General features: G+C 72.1%; 15 protein-coding genes and 1 pseudogene. 4 read left to right on the top strand and 12 right to left on the bottom strand.

Annotation, left to right across the window (positions count from 1 at the left end; all coding sequences use genetic code 11):
- Positions 1 to 3 precede the first annotated feature (3 nt).
- Positions 4 to 1,512, bottom strand: a complete 1,509-nt coding sequence (locus tag ACFVJQ_RS27765) for a hypothetical protein (RefSeq protein ID WP_385514967.1) — start codon at positions 1,510 to 1,512, stop codon at positions 4 to 6.
- A 245-nt stretch (positions 1,513 to 1,757) separates the two neighbouring features.
- On the opposite strand from ACFVJQ_RS27765, the gene ACFVJQ_RS27760 reads away from it, so the two are divergent.
- On the top strand, positions 1,758 to 2,939 hold the full coding sequence (locus ACFVJQ_RS27760) for an aminoglycoside phosphotransferase family protein (protein ID WP_385514968.1): 1,182 nt from the start codon (positions 1,758 to 1,760) through the stop codon (positions 2,937 to 2,939).
- A 255-nt stretch (positions 2,940 to 3,194) separates the two neighbouring features.
- On the top strand, positions 3,195 to 5,168 hold the full coding sequence (locus tag ACFVJQ_RS27755; RefSeq protein ID WP_385787956.1) for an N-acetylmuramoyl-L-alanine amidase: 1,974 nt from the start codon (positions 3,195 to 3,197) through the stop codon (positions 5,166 to 5,168).
- A gap of 4 nt (positions 5,169 to 5,172) precedes the next feature.
- On the opposite strand, the gene ACFVJQ_RS27750 is transcribed toward ACFVJQ_RS27755, so the two are convergent.
- The 8 genes from ACFVJQ_RS27750 to ACFVJQ_RS27715 form a co-directional block, all read right to left on the bottom strand.
- Positions 5,173 to 5,670, bottom strand: a complete 498-nt coding sequence (locus ACFVJQ_RS27750) for a hypothetical protein (protein ID WP_385514970.1) — start codon at positions 5,668 to 5,670, stop codon at positions 5,173 to 5,175.
- A gap of 70 nt (positions 5,671 to 5,740) precedes the next feature.
- Positions 5,741 to 6,340: a CGNR zinc finger domain-containing protein gene (locus ACFVJQ_RS27745; protein WP_385787953.1), complete on the bottom strand. Its 600-nt coding sequence runs from the start codon at positions 6,338 to 6,340 to the stop codon at positions 5,741 to 5,743.
- 75 nt (positions 6,341 to 6,415) lie between these two features.
- Positions 6,416 to 7,321, bottom strand: a complete 906-nt coding sequence (locus ACFVJQ_RS27740) for a universal stress protein (RefSeq protein ID WP_385514972.1) — start codon at positions 7,319 to 7,321, stop codon at positions 6,416 to 6,418.
- 145 nt (positions 7,322 to 7,466) lie between these two features.
- Positions 7,467 to 7,709 (bottom strand): DUF397 domain-containing protein, encoded by a 243-nt coding sequence (locus ACFVJQ_RS27735; RefSeq protein WP_129797712.1) that lies wholly within the window; start codon positions 7,707 to 7,709, stop codon positions 7,467 to 7,469.
- An 82-nt stretch (positions 7,710 to 7,791) separates the two neighbouring features.
- On the bottom strand, positions 7,792 to 8,958 hold the full coding sequence (locus ACFVJQ_RS27730; protein ID WP_385514973.1) for a thiolase domain-containing protein: 1,167 nt from the start codon (positions 8,956 to 8,958) through the stop codon (positions 7,792 to 7,794).
- The gene (locus tag ACFVJQ_RS27725) at positions 8,955 to 10,004 is read right to left on the bottom strand and encodes a thiolase domain-containing protein (RefSeq protein WP_385787949.1); all 1,050 of its coding nucleotides are present in this window, start codon (positions 10,002 to 10,004) and stop codon (positions 8,955 to 8,957) included. Before ACFVJQ_RS27725 ends, ACFVJQ_RS27730 begins: the two co-directional genes overlap by 4 nt.
- Positions 10,001 to 10,942: a Zn-ribbon domain-containing OB-fold protein gene (locus tag ACFVJQ_RS27720; protein ID WP_385514975.1), complete on the bottom strand. Its 942-nt coding sequence runs from the start codon at positions 10,940 to 10,942 to the stop codon at positions 10,001 to 10,003. Before ACFVJQ_RS27720 ends, ACFVJQ_RS27725 begins: the two co-directional genes overlap by 4 nt.
- A gap of 9 nt (positions 10,943 to 10,951) precedes the next feature.
- Positions 10,952 to 11,752: a crotonase/enoyl-CoA hydratase family protein gene (locus ACFVJQ_RS27715; RefSeq protein ID WP_385787946.1), complete on the bottom strand. Its 801-nt coding sequence runs from the start codon at positions 11,750 to 11,752 to the stop codon at positions 10,952 to 10,954.
- A 164-nt stretch (positions 11,753 to 11,916) separates the two neighbouring features.
- Here ACFVJQ_RS27715 and ACFVJQ_RS27710 point away from each other — a divergent pair, with 164 nt between their 5' ends.
- A complete protein-coding gene (locus ACFVJQ_RS27710) occupies positions 11,917 to 13,521 on the top strand; it encodes an acyl-CoA synthetase (RefSeq protein WP_385514977.1) in 1,605 nt (534 codons plus the stop codon).
- A gap of 4 nt (positions 13,522 to 13,525) precedes the next feature.
- On the opposite strand, the gene ACFVJQ_RS27705 is transcribed toward ACFVJQ_RS27710, so the two are convergent.
- Both ACFVJQ_RS27705 and ACFVJQ_RS27700 read right to left on the bottom strand, forming a co-directional pair.
- Positions 13,526 to 14,365: an alpha/beta fold hydrolase gene (locus ACFVJQ_RS27705; RefSeq protein WP_385787943.1), complete on the bottom strand. Its 840-nt coding sequence runs from the start codon at positions 14,363 to 14,365 to the stop codon at positions 13,526 to 13,528.
- Between the two features lie 90 nt (positions 14,366 to 14,455).
- Positions 14,456 to 15,955 (bottom strand): acyl-CoA synthetase, encoded by a 1,500-nt coding sequence (locus ACFVJQ_RS27700; RefSeq protein WP_385787940.1) that lies wholly within the window; start codon positions 15,953 to 15,955, stop codon positions 14,456 to 14,458.
- Positions 15,956 to 16,093: 138 nt separating this feature from the next.
- On the opposite strand from ACFVJQ_RS27700, the gene ACFVJQ_RS27695 reads away from it, so the two are divergent.
- Positions 16,094 to 16,660, top strand: a complete 567-nt coding sequence (locus ACFVJQ_RS27695) for an antibiotic biosynthesis monooxygenase (protein WP_385787937.1) — start codon at positions 16,094 to 16,096, stop codon at positions 16,658 to 16,660.
- A gap of 28 nt (positions 16,661 to 16,688) precedes the next feature.
- On the opposite strand, the pseudogene ACFVJQ_RS27690 reads toward ACFVJQ_RS27695, so the two are convergent.
- A pseudogene (locus ACFVJQ_RS27690) lies at positions 16,689 to 16,754 on the bottom strand (chloramphenicol phosphotransferase); the annotation flags it as partial.

Raw genomic sequence — 16,754 nt, 5'->3', positions numbered from 1 at the left:
GGACTACACCTGTGAGCTGTTGCCGCCCTTGCCCTTCGTCTTGGGCAGCGCCAGTTTGATCTCCTCCCGCAGTTCCTGGATCTTCGGGTAGCCGGCGTACTCGGCGGTGAGCCGGTACATCTGGCGCAACCGGTCCCAGGTGCGGTGGGAGGAGTTCGACCCCATCGACACCAGGGCGAGGCGTGCGTACCGGTCCGCCTGTTCGGGATCGTCCGCGATGAAGCAGGCGGAGGCCATGGACAGGAAGTCGAAGATCTTCGAGCGCTGCCGCCCGTCGATCCTCAGGGCGAGGGCCTTCTCCGCGAAGTGCTGGGCGTGCACGGCCGCGCCCGGCTCGAACTCGGCCAGCGTGCGGTAGGCCAGGGCCTGCATGCCGTATAGGTCCTCCTCCTTGAACGTCTGCATCCAGCTCGGCGGTGGCACATCGCCCTTGTCGGAGACGAAGAGGTCCTCCGCCTGCCCCAGGGTGCGGCGCATGGCCTGCCCCTTGCCCATCGACGCCTGTGCCCAGGCCTCGATGGTGTGGAGCATCGCCTGCGTGCGGGGCAGCACCTGGTCGCCGGAGCCGGACTTGGCCAGCTTCATCAGGTCGAGCGCGTCGTCGGGCCGGCCCAGGTGCACCATCTGGCGGGCCGCTCGGGAGAGCGCCTCGCCGGCCCTGGGCCGGTCGCCGCCCTCTCGCGCGGCATGGGCGGCGATGACGAAGTACTTCTGGGCCGTGGGCTCCAGACCGACGTCGTGCGACATCCAGCCCGCGAGGACGGCGAGGTTGGCGGCGACGCCCCACAGGCGCCGCTGCAGATGGGGTGGGTGACGGTAGGCGAGCATGCCGCCCACCTCGTTGAGCTGGCCCACGACCGCCTTGCGTTGCAGCCCGCCGCCGCGGGCCGCGTCCCAGGCACGGAACACCTCGACCGAGCGCTCCAGTTCCTCGATCTCCTGGGACCCGATGGGGGCGGCCTCATAGCGGTCGAACCCGACGGGGTCGGCGTGCAGGGGGTCGGCGTGCAAGGGGTTGTCGAGGTGGGGAGCGTCGGCGGTCAGGGCCGGATCGGTGTGCAGCCACTCGTACATGGCGCTGCTGAGTGCGGATCCCGCGGCGAGCGCGGCACCCGCGCCCACCAAGCCGCGTCGGTTGAGCATGAGGTCCATTCCCGTGAATTCGGTGAGGACCGCGGCGGTCCGCTCGGGCGCCCACGGCACACCGTCGGGATGTTCCACACTCCCGCCGTCCTGCCGTTTCCCCGTACGCCCGTGCCGGACCAGACCGAGGTCCTCAATGGTCACGACACGGCCGAGACGCTCGGTGAACAGGGCCGCCAGCACCCGCGGCACGGGATCGCGCGGGATCTCTCCCATGTCGATCCACCGCCGCACCCGCGAGGTGTCGGTCGCCAGCTGGGGGTGGCCCATGGCCGCCGCCTGCTTGTTGACCAGCCTCGCGAGCTCTCCCTTGGACCAGCCGGCCAGGCCGAACAGGTCCGCAAGGCGGGTGTTGGGTTCTCCGCTCACATCAAGCCCCCAGGTTCTCGGCTGAGTTGACAGTAGCCCGGTGAGAGTTGCCGGGCGACTATTCGCCAGGGTTCGCCAGGGCACGCCAGATGGTGTGCCACTGCACATCGGGTGTCAGGTAGGAACGCGCCACCCCGACCCGGTCGCCTTCTAGATACGGCTGGTGCATTCCCCAGGGTGCACCCGGGCATCCGGGCCGGGTGGCGCAATGACGTCGCAGGCACACGAAGGGATCTGTCTCGCCCATGTACGCAGCATCGTCCTCCGTGTCCGCCCCGCCCCGGCCGCTGCGCCCGCGTCCCCCGGCTCCCGCCTCCCCCAGGCCGGGTGAGGCGCCCCTGTCGGGCGGCGGCGGCCCCTACCTCGCCCCGGCGCGCCCGTCGGCCCCCGCGCTCGGTGCCGGCCGGTCGCGGCGCCCGGCGGGGCCCGGCACCCAACCGCTCAGCGGGAGGCTCGACCTGTCCGGCCCTCAAGGCGCCCAGCTGCGTACGGCGATCGCCTCGGTGCACCGGATCTGCCCGGAGTTCGCGCCGGTGCAGGTGCTGCGGCGCAGCGGACGGTCGGTGCTGGTGGTCGGCACCACAGGACGCAGTACGGCCGTCGCCAAGTGTTTACTGGACCACTCCCCGGCCTGGGCCGATCGGATCCGGCACGAGATAGCGGCCTACCGCTCGTTCGTCCGGCACCGCCCACCGGTGCGGGTGCCGCGGCTGATCGCGGCGGACCCGGACAACTGCACGCTGGTGATCGAGCGGATGCCGGGACGGGCGGCGGCACTCCAGCGGCACCCGGCGGAGGCGCCACCGCGCGCCGACATCCGGGCGGCGCTGGGCGCGATCTGCCGACTGAACGCCTGGCGCCCGCCGGCCGGGACGTTCGACGCTCCGCTGGACTACGCAGCCCGCATCTCCCGGTACCACGAGCTGGGACTGCTCACCGACCGGGACATGGGTGACCTGCAGAAGCTGCTGCACGGCATCGCGCTCGCCGCGGGCCGGCAGGGCATGGGGCAGTTCTGCCACGGCGACGCGCTGCTGTCGAACATCCTGGTCTCCCCCGCGGGTCCGGTGCTGGTGGACTGGGAGCACGCGGGCTGGTATCTGCCGGGCTACGACCTGGCCGTCCTGTGGTCGGTGCTCGGCGACGCTCCGGTGGCGCGGCGGCACATCAGCCAGATCGCCCAGTCCGCGGGCCCCGCCTCACGGGACGCGTTCCTGGTGAACCTGATGCTCGTGCTGACCCGTGAGATCCGTACGTACGAGACGGCCGTGCAGCGTTCGATGCACGACGCGACCCCGGCGGCACCGGGAGTGGCCCAACCGGGTGCTGCGCCGTCCGGCGAGGAGCAGCGGCTGCTGCTGCGGCGGCTGCACGACGACTGCCAGCTGGCCCGGCGGGCCGTGCGCGCGGCCGTCGGCACTCGCTGACGGGGATGACGGACCGCGGCGCGCCGCAGACAGCGGCGCACCGCGGTCGTCGTCGTGCCGGGATCAGGACCATTGGTGTACGCCACTGACGCCCTGCAGGCCCGCACGCCCCCCGCCGCGAAACTCCTCGCGCCCCGCCCTGACATGGGAAATCTCCTCGTAGGCAGCATGATTGACGGATCGTCGGAGAGCCGGTACCACTGACACGCCCGGCCCCGCACGGCTCATCGCGCCCGACCGTCACAGGAGGCTGCTTTGCGAGGATCCGCCACCGCCCCCACCCGAGCCGCCGGGCCGAAACGCGTACGCCGGGTCGTCGGCGCCGTGGCCTCGGCGGCGCTGCTGCTGCCGCTGCTCGGCGCAGCCCCGTCCGAAGCCGGGTCGGCCGGCCGGCTGCAGCAGGCGTTCGCCGCGGCGGCCGCCGAGTACGACGTGCCGCAGAGCGTGCTGCTCGGCGTCTCCTATCTCCAGTCCCGTTGGGACGGGCACGGCGGTGCGGCGAGCGTGACCGGCGGCTACGGCCCGATGCATCTCACCGACGCCCGCACGGCCCTCGCCACGGCGCCACCGCATCACAGCGAGGGCACCGAGGACCCGCGCGGCGACAGCGCCCGCCCGCCGCTGCTCCCCGACGTGGAGCTGCCTCAGGACGCCGAACTCCCGGCCCGCCTGCGGACGTTGACCAGGGCGGCGGAGCTGACCGGTATGAGTGCCGAGGAGTTGCGCACCGACCCCGCGGCGAATGTGGCGGGCGGGGCCGCGCTGCTCGCCGCCGCGCAGCAGGACCTGGGCGAGCCGCTGAGCGAGGATCCGGCTCAGTGGTACGGGGCGGTGGCCCGTTTCTCGGGCGCGGACGACACCGCGACGGCGGCGGCGTACGCGGGCGACGTGTACGACGTCATCCGCACCGGCGGGGAACGCCTCACCGACTCCGGACAGCGCATCTCCCTGGCGGCGCAGCCGGACCTCGTCCCGGACACCGGGCAGTTGAGCCGGACGGGCCTGCGCCGGGCCGCCGCCGAGGGCACCGAGTGCCCGGCGACCGTGTCCTGTGAGTGGATCCCGGCGCCGTACGAGGAGTTCGGGGAGGGCGACTACGGCAACCACGACCTGGGTGAGCGACCGGCGTCGCAGAGCATCGAGTACATCGTCGTGCACGACACGGAGGGTGCCTGGGAGGGCGTCCTCGACCTGGTGCAGGATCCCACCTACGTCTCCTGGCAGTACTCCCTGCGCTCCACGGACGGCCACATCGCCCAGCACGTCAAGGCGAAGGACGTGGCGTGGCACGCGGGCAACTGGTACGTCAACGCCAAGTCGATCGGCCTGGAGCACGAGGGCTTCCTCGCCTCGCCGGACGCCTGGTACACGGAGGCGATGTACCGCTCGTCGGCCCGCCTGGTGAGGTACCTCGCCAGGAAGTACGGCATTCCGCTGGACCGGCAGCACATCCTCGGCCATGACAACGTGCCCGGCCCGACCACGTCGACGGTCCCGGGCATGCACACGGACCCGGGCCCGTACTGGGACTGGCAGCACTACTTCACGCTGCTCGGCCGGCCCTTCGGCCCCACCGCCGGGCCGGGCAGCGGCATGGTGACGATCCTTCCGGACTACGCCTCGAACCGGCCGGCGTTCACGGGCTGTGCGTCCGCGGGCACACCGTGCGCGGTGCACGGTTCGAGCGCGGTACGGCTGTACTCGGGGCCCGGCGAGGACTATCCGCTGATCAAGGACATCGGCCTGCGCCCGGGCGGCGGGGACTCGACGATCGGCGTCAACGACATCGGATCACGGGTCTCCACCGGCCAGCAGTACGCGGTGGCGGGCCGCGAGGGCGACTGGACGGCGATCTGGTACCTGGGCCAGAAGGCCTGGTTCAAGAACCCGGAGAAGGCCCCGACGGCAGTGCCCGCGAAGGGTCTCCTCGTCACGCCCAGGGACGGCCTGGAGAGCATTCCGGTGTACGGCCGCGCCTACCCGGAGGCGGCCGCCTACCCGGCGGGAGTGCCCGCCCAGGCGGTGTCCCCGCTGTCGTACCGGCTGCTCAAGGGCCAGAAGTACGTCGCCGGTGACAAGGTGCCCGGCGAGTACTACTACGCGGTCACCTTCACGACCGACGCGCACCAGGTCGTGGTGGGCGAGGACCTGTACTACGAGATCCAGTTCGGCCACCGGGTGGCGTTCGTGCGGGCCGCTGACGTGACGGTGTCGTCGGCGACGTCGTAAGGCCTCAGCCCTGCTGGAACAGTTCCGCGGGCAGCGGCTTCAGCAGGGCGTACAGGTCGTCGGTGATGGGGCGGTCCCAGGCGGCGATGGTGACCAGGACGTTGTCGCTGCGGTCGAACTGCACGCAGGAGATCCGGCTCTCGGAGAGCTTCACACGGCGCACGATGAGGAGGTTGTCGCCCTGCATCACCGGCACGTCCTCGGTCCCGACGACGGTCACCTCCTCGTCGTTCTCCAGGGCCAGCAGCAGCTGGGCCACCTCGAAGGGGATCTGCCCCTCGGCGATCTCGCGGGCCGGGGAGCCCTCCGGCAGATTGCCGATGATCATTGCGGGGCCGCGGCCGCCGAACAGGTCGTAGCGCAGGAACACGCCCTGGCAGGTGCCGTCGGGGGCGGGCAGCAGGCCCGCGCCCAGATTGCCGGGCCAGTCGCCCGGGTCCATGGCCAGCACGTCGAAGTCGGGCCCTGCGGGGGTGGCGCTGCGGCGGCGGAGGAACGACATGCCGCCATGGTACGTGCCCGCAGGTCGTCGGCGTCGGCCGGGCGGCCGCACGTGCGGCGTTCGGGCCGGCCTACGCGGGCTTCCGGTGCCGTTCGTGGTGTCGGGCGACGCGGGCGCGGTTGCCGCAGGACGGTGTGCACCATTCCTGGCGCGGGTGCTCCTTGAGGAAGTAGCGCACACAGCGCGGGGCGTGGCAGGCGCGCAGCCGCTGCCGGTCGGGGCTCGCGAGGAAAGCGACGGCGGCCTGCGCGAGCACCGCGGTGAGCTCCGGGTCGCCGTGCACGGCCTGCCGGTGCAGGGCGGGGTCGGCGTCGTCCGGCCAGTGCAGGACGGGGACGGCGGGCGTGCGGGCGGCCGCGGCGTTGAGGCGGGCGAGGGCTTCGGGCACGGGCAGCAGGCGGGCCGCGTCGGCCGGGCTCGGCGCGGCGGGGCGTACGGCGCGGGCGAAGAGGGCGCGGACGGCGGCGCGCAGCTCGCGGACGGCGGTCAGGGCCTCGGCGTCGGCGGTGTAGGCGGCGGCATCGGGGACGGTGTCGGGGTGGGCACGCACCCACGTGGTGAGGCCCGCCGGGTCGGTGAGGTCGTCGGCGACCCCGCCGTGTCCGTCGTGCCGGACGGTCAGGGCGAGATCCAGGGTGATCCGGGCGTCCCTGCTGAGCGAGTCCTGCATGGCGCTAATGATACGTTCGCGGGCATCCATTAACGAACGGGAGTGGTGAGGGTTCAGGGACGCGCGGGGGCCTGGTCATTCCTCCGGCGGCGCGGGGGGCACCACGGCCACGGGGCTCGCCGCGTGCAGGAGTACGGCGTGCGCGACCGAGCCCATCATGCGGGCGGGCGCGAGCAGCCGGCGGCGGTGCCGGCCCACGACGACCAGCTCGGCGTCCTTCGAGTTGGCGACGAGGTGGCCGGCCGCGTCGCCCGGGACCACGTACGGTTCGGCCCGGACCTCGGGGTGGCGCCCGCGGTGCGGGGCGAGGAAGCCCTCCGCGAGGGCCCGCGTCTCGTTCTCGACGGCGTCCTGGTCGATCCCGGTCGGGACCAGCTCACCGACGGCTCCCGCCCACAGCTGCACCGGCCACGGGTACGCGGCGATCACCTGGAGGCGGGCGTCGCGCAAGGCGGCCTCGGTGAAGGCGAAGGCGAGAGCGGCGTCGTCGGGTCCGTCCACGTTGAGGCCGACGACCACCCGGGGTCCCGGCTCCTGCGGCGGTGCGTCGTCGACCTCGCGGCCGGGCCGGGGCACCACGACGACCGGGCACTCGGCGTCGCGGGCGGCGGCCAGGCCGTTGGAGCCGAGCAGCAGCCGGGCGAAGCCGCCGCGGCCCCGGGAACCGAGCACCATCAGCTGGGCTTCGGCGCCCAGGCCGGGCAGTACGGCACTGGGGGTGCCCTCCGGACCGCGGTACTCCACGACCGGCCCGTCGGTGCGCCCGGCCAGGTGCGCACGGGCCCGGGCGAGCACCGGGTCGTCCTCCGGCTCCGGCAGCCGGGCGACCTCGACACCGGCGGGTACCCGTACGGCGTACTGCCGGACATGGACCACCCGCAGGGGTACCGCGCGTCTGCGGGCGGCGTCGAGGGCCCAGTCCAGGGCCCGCAGACTGTCGTCCGAACCGTCGAACGCCGCGATGACCGGCAGGGTGCTCATGGGGTCCTCACCTCCGGACGGCGACCCGCATCTTCCCGGGGCCAGCCTGGCTCAGGCGTGGGCCCTGTCCGGGTTCACCGGGCCGCGTGTCCGGAAACACGGGCGGAGCACCCCCGGTTCGGCCCGTCGACGTGGCTCCCGGGGTTCAGGTCAGGTCGAACTCGCCTTCCCGTGCCCCCGACACGAACGCACCCCACTCGGCGGGGGTGAAGATGAGGGAGGGGCTCTCCGGGCGGTCGCTGTTGCGCATGGCGATGAAACCCTCGACGAAAGCGATCTGGACATCCCCCAGGCCGCGGCTGCTGGACTGCCATTCGGCCTTGCTCAGGTCCAGTTCCGGCTTGTCCCAGCCCATGAGCGGCTTCTGCTGGGTGGTGGTCTCGGCCACGTCCGTGCTCCTCCCGACTCGTCGTCCGCGGCCAGCCTAGCGATCGGTTCCCATGGCCAACAGGCCACGTGAGGGGGACCTTTCAGGAGTGCGGGGGCGCGGATCCCACGAGCCACATGGAGAAGAACTGGGAGCCGCCGCCGTAGGCGTGCCCGAGCACCCTGCGGGCGCCCTCCACCTGGTGCTCGCCCGCCTGTCCGCGCACCTGGAGCGCGGCCTCGGCGAAGCGGATCATGCCGGAGGCGCCGATCGGGTTGGTGGACAGCACGCCGCCCGACATGTTGACGGGCAGGTCCCCGTCCAGTTCGGTCACCCCGGACTCGGTGAGCTTCCAGCCCTCGCCCTCCGCGGCGAAGCCGAGGTTCTCCAGCCACATCGGCTCGTACCAGGAGAACGGCACGTACATCTCGACGGCGTCGATGTCCCGGCGCGGGTCGGCGATCCCGGCCTGCCGGTACACGTCGGCGGCGCAGTCCTGGCCGGCCCGCGGCGACACGAAGTCCTTGCCGGCGAACAGGGTCGGTTCGCTGCGCATCGCCCCGCCCAGCATCCAGGCGGGCGGCCGGGGCGCGCGGGCCGCGCCGGCACGGTCGGTCAGGACCATGGCGCAGGCGCCGTCCGAAGAGGGGCAGGTCTCGGAGTAGCGGATCGGGTCCCAGAGCATGGGCGAGGCCTGGACCTTCTCCAGGGTGATGTCGTGCTCGTGAAGGTGGGCGTAGGGGTTCTTCAGGGCGTTGCGCCGGTCCTTGTAGGCGACCAGTGAGCCGATGGTGTCGGGCGCGCCGCTGCGCCGCATGTACGCACGCACATGGGGGGCGAAGAAGCCGCCCGCGCCGGCGAGCAGCGGCTGCTGGAAGGGGATCGGCAGGGACAGGCCCCACATGGCGTTGGACTCGGACTGCTTCTCGAAGGCGAGTGTGAGGACGGTGCCGTGCACACGGGCCGCGACCAGGTTCGCCGCGACGAGTGCGGTGGACCCGCCGACCGATCCGGCCGTGTGGACGCGCAGCATCGGCTTCCCGACCGCGCCGAGCGCGTCAGCGAGGTACAGCTCCGGCATCATGACGCCCTCGAAGAAGTCGGGCGCCTTGCCGATGACGACGGCGTCGATGTCGGCCCAGGTCAGCTCGGCATCGGTCAGGGCACGTCGGGCGGCCTCGCGGACGAGGCCCGCGATCGACACGTCCCGGCGGGCGGCGACGTGCTTGGTCTGGCCGATCCCGACGACGGCCACGGGCTCCTTGCTCATCGTGGATCCCCTTCGAGTACGGCGACCAGGTTCTGTTGCAGACAGGGACCGGACGTGGCGTGGGCGAGGGCCCGGTCGGACGCACCGCGGTGGATACGGGCGGCCGCCTCGCCGATGCGGATGAGCCCGGCGGCCATGATCGGATTGGCGGCGAGCGGTCCGCCGGACGGGTTGACGCGCACCGTGTCGTCGAGCCGCAGCGCCTTGCGCAGGACGATCTCCTGCGCGGTGAACGGCGCGTGCAGCTCGGCCGTGTCGACCGCCCGGTCGAAGGCGCCGGCCCGCTCGGCGGCCAGGCGGGTGGAGGGCGAGTCGGTCAGGTCGCGCACACCGAGGCCGTGTGCCTCGATGCGGTGGTCGATGCCGCGGATCCAGGCGGGCCGTGCGCACAGGGCGCGGGCCCGCTCCCCGGCGGCGAGGATCACGGCGGCGGCGCCGTCGCCGACGGGCGGGCAGTCGCCGGTGCGCAGGGGCCGTACGAGGTAGTCCCCGTGCGGCACCGAACCCTTCAGCTGGGCATGGGGGTTGTCCCGACCGGCCTCGCGGCTGCGGGCGGCGACGGCCGCGAGCGCGGGTTCGTCGGTCTCGCCGGCGTCGATGAGGGCCTGCGCCTGGAGGGCGGCGAGGGCCACGGAGTCGGGCCACAGGGGCGCGACGTAGTACGGGTCCAGCTGGCGGGTGAGCACGTCGCGCACCGAGCCCGGTGAGGACTTGCCGTACGCGTACACGAGGGCGGTGTCCGCCTCGCCGGTGAGCAGCTTGGTCCACGCCTCGTACAGCGCCCAGGCCCCGTCCGTCTCGACGTGCGACTCGGAGATCGGCGGCCAGGCGCCCACCCCGTCCAGGGCGAGTGTGAAGGAGAAGGCACGGCCGGCCAGGTAGTCGCTGGAGCCGGAGCAGGTGAAGCCGATGTCGGCGGTCTGCAGGCCGGTGTGGTCGAGCACCTCGTGCAGGACCGGCATGAGCATCTCCACCTCGGAGAGCTCGTCGCTGGTGCGCCGGTGGTCGGTCTGCGCGAAGGCGACGACGGCGATGTCCCGGGTCACAGCAACTCCTTGTACGTGTCGTAGTCCGCGTCGGGTTCGCCGGTGGGCCGGTAGTGATCGGGGTAGCGGGACCCTTGCGTCCACACGGGTTCGACGCGCAGCCCCATACGCACCTGGTCGTAGGGGATGCCGCCGATACGGCCGTGCAGGGCGAGATCGGCGCCGTCGAGGGCGATGTGGGCGTAGACGTACGGCACTTCGATGTCGAGGTTCTTCGCCTTGATGTTGACGATGCAGAAAGTGGTGACGGTGCCGCGCGGGCCGACCTCGACCTGTTCGCTGGTGGCGACGCCGCAGGTGGGGCAGGCGCCGCGGGGCGGCACGTACACTTTGCGGCAGGCCGGGCAGCGTTCGCCGACGGTGCGGTGCCCGGACAGCGCGTCGATGTACGCGGACTGGGCGCGGCCGGGGCTGTAGGTGTAGTCGAGGCGGGCGGGGGCGACGATGCCGGTGACGGCGTTGTCGAAGTGGCCGTCGTGACCGGTGAGTCGGGGTGCTGCGCCGTCGTACGGCTCGAAGCAGGTGATGTCGGTGATGGCGCCGGTGCGTTCCCCGGCCCAGCGGATGCGGACGCGCATGCCGGTGCGGACGGTGTCGGGGCCGGGGGCGTCGAGGGCGTGCAGGAGGGCGGTGTCGGCGCCGTCGAGGCGGACCAGGGCCCAGGCGAAGGGGGTGTCGAGGGGCTGGCCGCGGCGCGGGGCGTGGTTCCAGGCCCAGGTGGTGACCGTGCCCGTGGGGGCGACCTCGACGAGGTCGCGGAGTTCCTCGGCGGTGACGGGGTCGTACTCGACGGGCGGGACGAGGGTGCGTCCGTCGGACGTGCGGACGCCGAGGACGACACGTTGGCGCAGACCGGTCAGAAAGGCGCTCTGGACGGGGCCGAGGGAGCGGGTGAAGGGGAACTCGACGACGAGGGGGGCTTTGAGGACTTCAGGCACCGGGGCTCCTCAGGCTCGTTTGTAGACGGGCGGCCGCTTCTCCGCGAAGGCACGGGCGCCCTCCTTGGCGTCCGCCGTGTCGAAGATCGGCCAGCCGCGGGCGAGTTCCGCGGCAAGCCCGTCGGCCTCGGTCATCTCGGCCGTCTCGTAGACCGAGGCCTTGACGGCCTCGACGGCGAGCGGACCGCAGGCGTTGATCTGTGCGGCGATCTCCAGGGCTCTGCCGAGCGCCGTGCCGTCGGGGACGACCTGCCCGATCAGGCCGATGTCCGCGGCCTCCCGGGCACTGTACGGGCGTCCGGTGAGCAGCATCTCCAGGGCGTGGGTGCGCGGGATCTGGCGTTGCAGCCGGACCGTGGAGCCGCCGATCGGGAACAGCCCGCGCCGGACCTCGAACAGGCCGAAGGTCGCCGACTCGCCCGCGACCCGGATGTCGGTGCCCTGGAGGATCTCGGTGCCGCCCGCGACGCAGTGGCCCTCGACGGCGGCGATCACGGGTTTGCGGGGGCGGTGGTGCCGCAGCATCGCCTTCCAGTGCAGGTCGGGGTCGGCCTCGAGCCGGTCCCGGTACTGCTGCCCGGCCATGCCCTTCCCGGCCAGGGCCTTGAGGTCCATGCCCGCGCAGAACGCGCCGCCCGCTCCGGTCAGCACGATCGAGCGGACCGTCTCGTCCTCGTCGGCCTCGACCCAGCCGTCGTACAGGCCGACGAGCATCGGAAGCGAGAGCGCGTTCTTGGCGTCGGGCCGGTTGAGCGTGAGCACCAGCGTGGCGCCTTCGCGCTGCACGGTGAGGTGTTCGGTGCCACCCATGGGTGTCCTCCGTCCGCAGGAACGAGAACAGGTTGCAGGAGGCGGGGAAGCACTTCAAGGGTTTTCTGACAGTCAGTCAGATTTCTGTGCGCGGACCCTTCACAGTTGTGCCGCCCTTTGCTCTGATGACCGGCAACCGCGGGGCAGCGAGGTCAGGAGGAGCGGTGGAGTACAACCTTGCCGACCTGTTCGAGTCGGTCGTGGACGTGGTGCCGGACCGCGAGGCGCTCGTGTACCTCGACCATCCCGGCACGGGTGCGGAGCGCCGTCTGACGTACGCCGCACTGGACGCCGCCGCCAACCGCATCGGCCACCACCTGCTCGACAGCGGGATCCGCCCCGGCGAGCACCTCGGACTCCACCTGTACAACGGTGTCGAGTACCTCCAGACGGTGCTCGGCTGCCTCAAGGCTCGGATCGTGCCGGTCAACGTCAACTACCGCTACGTGGAAGAGGAGTTGGTCTACCTCTACCGGGACGCCGATCTGGTGGCCCTGGTCTTCGACGCGGAGTTCACGGACCGGGTGGCGGCGGCGTTGCCACGGGCGGAGAAGGTGCGGCATCTGGTGCGGGTGGGAACCGGGGGCTCGCTGGGGGTGCCGTTCACCGAGGCCGAGGCCGCCGGCTCACCGGAGCGCGGGTTCCCGGCGCGCTCGGGCGACGACCAGTTCATCATCTACACCGGCGGCACGACCGGGATGCCCAAGGGTGTGATGTGGCGGCAGGAGGACCTGTTCTTCTCCGGGCTGGGCGGCGGAGCGCCGACCGGTGAGCCGGTGAAGAAGCCGGAGGAGTTGGCCGAGCGCGTCGCGGCGGGCGGTTCAGGCATCACCTTCTTCCCCGCTCCTCCGCTGATGCACGGCACGTCCACCCTGACCGCGTTCATCGGCTTCAACTTCGGACAACGGGTCGTGCTGCACCGCAAGTTCGTGCCCGAGGAGGTGCTGCGGACCATCGAGCGGGAGAAGGTCACCAGCATGTCGCTGGTCGGCGACGCGATGCTGCGCCCGCTCATCGACGCGCTCGCCGGACCCATGAAGGGGACGGACTGTTCCTCGATGTTCAGCGTGTCGTCGTCCGGCGCGGTCATGTCGGAGACGGTCCGGCAGCAGTTCCTCACCCTCGTCCCGCAGGTGATGCTGCTGAACAACTTCGGCTCCTCGGAATCCGGCTTCAACGGCACGGCCACCGACGACTCCGGCCCCGAGCGCGGCTTCCGCATCCGCGTCAACTCCCGTACGCAGGTGGTCGATCCGGCCACGCACGAGCCGGTGGCCGTCGGCGAGGTGGGCCGGATCGCCCAGTGCGGCCATGTGCCGCTCGGCTACTACAACGACCCGGCGAAAACCGCCGAGACCTTCTTCGAGAAGGACGGCGAGCGATGGGTGCTCCTCGGCGACATGGCCACCGTCGACGAGGACGGCGTGGTGACCGTGCTGGGCCGTGGCTCGCAGTGCATCAACACCGGGGGCGAGAAGGTGTACCCGGAGGAGGTCGAGCAGGCCCTGAAGTCCCATCCGGACGTGTACGACGCGCTGGTGGCCGGCGTTCCGGACGCCCGGTGGGGCAGCCATGTCGCGGCGGTCGTCCAGCTGCGCGAGGGCGCGCCGACCCCGTCCCTGGAGGACATCCAGACCCACTGCCGGGACCATCTGGCCGGGTACAAGATCCCGCGTCAGCTGGTGATCACGGAGTCCATCCGCCGCTCACCGAGCGGCAAGGCGGACTACCGGTGGGCGCGCGAGGTGGCGGTGGCGGCGGACTGTTAGGGCGTCAGGCGCCGTCGAAGAAGGCGGCCGTGCGTCGGACGAACCGTTGCGGGTCGTCGAGCCACGGGAAGTGCCCCGCTCCCGGCTGGACGGTGAACTCGGCGTTCGGGAAGACGTCGGCGGCGCAGCGCGCCAGCTCGGGGCGGGGGCCGCCGTCGAGTTCACCGGCGTACACGAGAACGGGGGCGGTCACTGCGGCGAGGGCGGCGCGGGTGGCGGGCGGGTCGTAGGCACCGTCGGAGCCGTACGTCTCCCCTGCCTCGTCGTTGGTCTGCTCCTCCTCGAGCGCGGCGTGCGCGGCGGCCGTGTCGTCCCAACGGCCGTAGAAGAAGGGCAGGAACACCGGGTCGAAGTCGCCGTCGCCCGCCAGCCAGCGCTCGAACACCGGGAAGGCCTCCGCGAACCACGGCTCGCCCTTCCGCAGCCGCGCCGCGGTCAGCCGGTCCTCGTCCGTCGCGGGCAGGCCCAGTGCCCACGGCGTCGCGGTGATCAGCGCCAGCCGTGCCACCCGTTCGGGATGACGGGCCGCGTACAGCATCGCCAGGCTGCCGCCGGCCGAGTGGCCGAGCAGGTCCATCCGCTCCAGCCCCAGGTGGATCCGCAGCGCCTCCACGTCGCCCACCAGCCGGTCGCAGCGGTACGTCGCCGGATCCGCCGGCACCGCGGAGTCCCCGGTGCCGCGCAGGTCGAGCAGGACCAGCCGACGGTGCGCGGTGAGCCCGCCCAGGTCGCCGAGGTAGGTGGAGGCCCGCATGGGCCCGCCGGGCAGGACGACGAGCGGCTCGCCGTCACCGCGCGAGTGGTAGACGAGCCGGGTGCCGTCGGGTGCGGTGAAGGTGGGCATGGTGCCGATCATCCGGGCCTGGGACCGATCTCCGCAACACACTTCCGCTTCCGCCGCGACGCGCCACCGAGCGTGGCCCCGCGCTGAGCCTCAGTCGTCGGCGAGACGGTCCCGCAGGTCCCGCTTGAGGATCTTCCCGCTGGCGTTGCGTGGCAGGGCGTCCACGAACACCACGCGCTTCGGCGCCTTGAAGGAGGTGAGCCGCTCGCGGGCGTGGGCGATGAGTTCGGCCTCCGTGACCTCACTGCGGGGTACGACGACCGCGGTGACGGCCTCGACCCACTTCTCGTCGGGCAGGCCGACGACGGCGACCTCGGCGACGGACTCGTGGGTGTAGAGGGCGTCCTCGACCTGGCGTGAGGCAACCAGGACACCACCGGAGTTGATGACGTCCTTCACCCGGTCGACGATCGTGAAGTAGCCGTCCTGGTCGCGTACCGCGAGGTCGCCGGAGTGGAACCAGCCGTCGCGGAAGGCCTCGGCGGTCTCGTCCGGCTTGTTCCAGTAGCCCTCGCACAACTGCGGGGAGCGGTAGACGATTTCGCCCGGCGTGCCGTCGGGCACGTCCTTGCCGTTCTCGTCGACCACCCGGGCGTCCACGAAGAGCACCGGCCGACCGCAGGAGTCCATGCGGCCCTTGTGCTCGTCGGGGCCGAGGACGGTGGCGAGGGGGCCGATCTCGCTCTGGCCGAAGCAGTTGTAGAAGGCGAGCTTCGGGAGGCGTTCGCGCAGGCGTTCCAGGACGGGGACCGGCATGATCGAGGCGCCGTAGTACGCCTTGCGCAGCCCGCTCAGGTCGCGGGTGGCGAAGTCGGCACGGTTGGTCAGGCCGATCCACACGGTGGGCGGGGCGAACACACTGTCCACGCGCCCGGCCTCGATCAGGTCGAAGAGCCGGTCGCCGTCCGGCGCGTCGAGGATGATGTTCGTCGCACCGACCGCCAGGTAGGGCAGCAGGAAGACATGCATCTGCGCCGAGTGGTACAGCGGCAGCGCATGCACGGGCCGGTCGCCGGCGCTGAGGTCGAGGGCGGTGATCGCGCTGAGGTACTCGTGCACCAGGGCACGGTGCGTCATCATCGCGCCCTTAGGCAGGGCCGTCGTACCGGAGGTGTACAGCAGCTGCGTCAGGTCCTCGCTGCGCGGTTCCGGCCCGTCGTACGGCGCCGCCGCGGGCAGCAGGCTCAGCAGCGAGTCGTCCGCGTCCCGCAGCGGCAGCACGTCCACGGTGTCCGGCAGGCGGCCTGCCAGGTCGGGGTCGGCGAGGACCAGGGAGCTCTCCGACTGGCCGACGATGTACGCCAGGTCGTCGCCGGTCAGGTTCTGGTTCACCGGCACGTGCACCAGGCCCGCGCGGGCGCAGGCAAGGAAGGCGATGAGGTAGGCGTCGGAGTTGTGGCCGTAGGCGCCGACCCGGTCGCCGGGGGTGAGTCCCCGGTCGAGGAGGACGCTCGCCGCCCGGGAGACGGCGCCGTCGAGCTCCTCGTACGTCCAGCGGCGGTCGCGGAAGTCGACCGCGACGCGTGCCGGGGTGCGGTGGGCGCTGCGCCGCAGCACCCCGTCGACCGTGCTGCCGTGTCCGGGCGTCATGGCACCCGATCCTCGGGCGACCGCCGAGGGAGGTCAAGCCGCCCGCCCGTCGATTCTGCCCTCACGATGACTGCCGGCACCTTGATCGCTCACGGCCACGAGGCATGACCCGCGCCGTACGTGGGACACGTGGTGAGCATGAGCACCACCGAAGTACGGCGGGGCGAGCCGGTCACCACGGTCCTCACCTGGGAGGTGCGCCCCGGTCGGGAGCAGGAGTTCGAGGAGTGGGCGCACGGAATCACCCGCTGCGCCAGACGGTTCCCGGGCAACGAGGGCGTCTCGTGGCTGCGTCCCGAGAAGGGGCACCGCTTCCACGCGGTGCTGCGCTGGTCCGATCCGCATCGGCTGGCCGCGTGGCTGGGGTCGGACGAACGGGCGGAATGGCACGCACGGATCGCGGACGTCGCCACGGAGATCAGCAGCGAACGGCAGTCGACGTCCGGGATGGAGACCTGGTTCAGTCTGCCCGGTACCACCGTGCAGGCCCCGCCCCGCTGGAAGATGGTGCTCACCACGTTCCTGGGTGCCTATCCGTTCACAGTGCTGATCCAGTGGCTGGTGACGCCCCACACGGACGCCTGGCCCCTGCCACTGCGGGCCGCCGTCTTCCCGCTGGTGCTGCTGCCGACGCTGACGTACCTGGTGATGCCACGGCTGAGCCGCCTGCTGCGGCATTGGCTGTATCCTCCGCCGGATCAGTGAGTCCGCCCGGAGCCTTCTGCCACCGCTACTGGGATGCCGCTCCGCCGAGAAAAATGTCATCGACGATGACCCTGGCGCCTGCACGGGCCGTCGC

The organism is Streptomyces sp. NPDC127197 (assembly GCF_042672405.1).
In the GTDB taxonomy this organism is placed as follows: domain Bacteria; phylum Actinomycetota; class Actinomycetes; order Streptomycetales; family Streptomycetaceae; genus Streptomyces; species Streptomyces flavusporus.
Note: the sequence above shows the minus strand (reverse complement) of the source record. Positions and strands in the feature narration are given on the sequence as shown.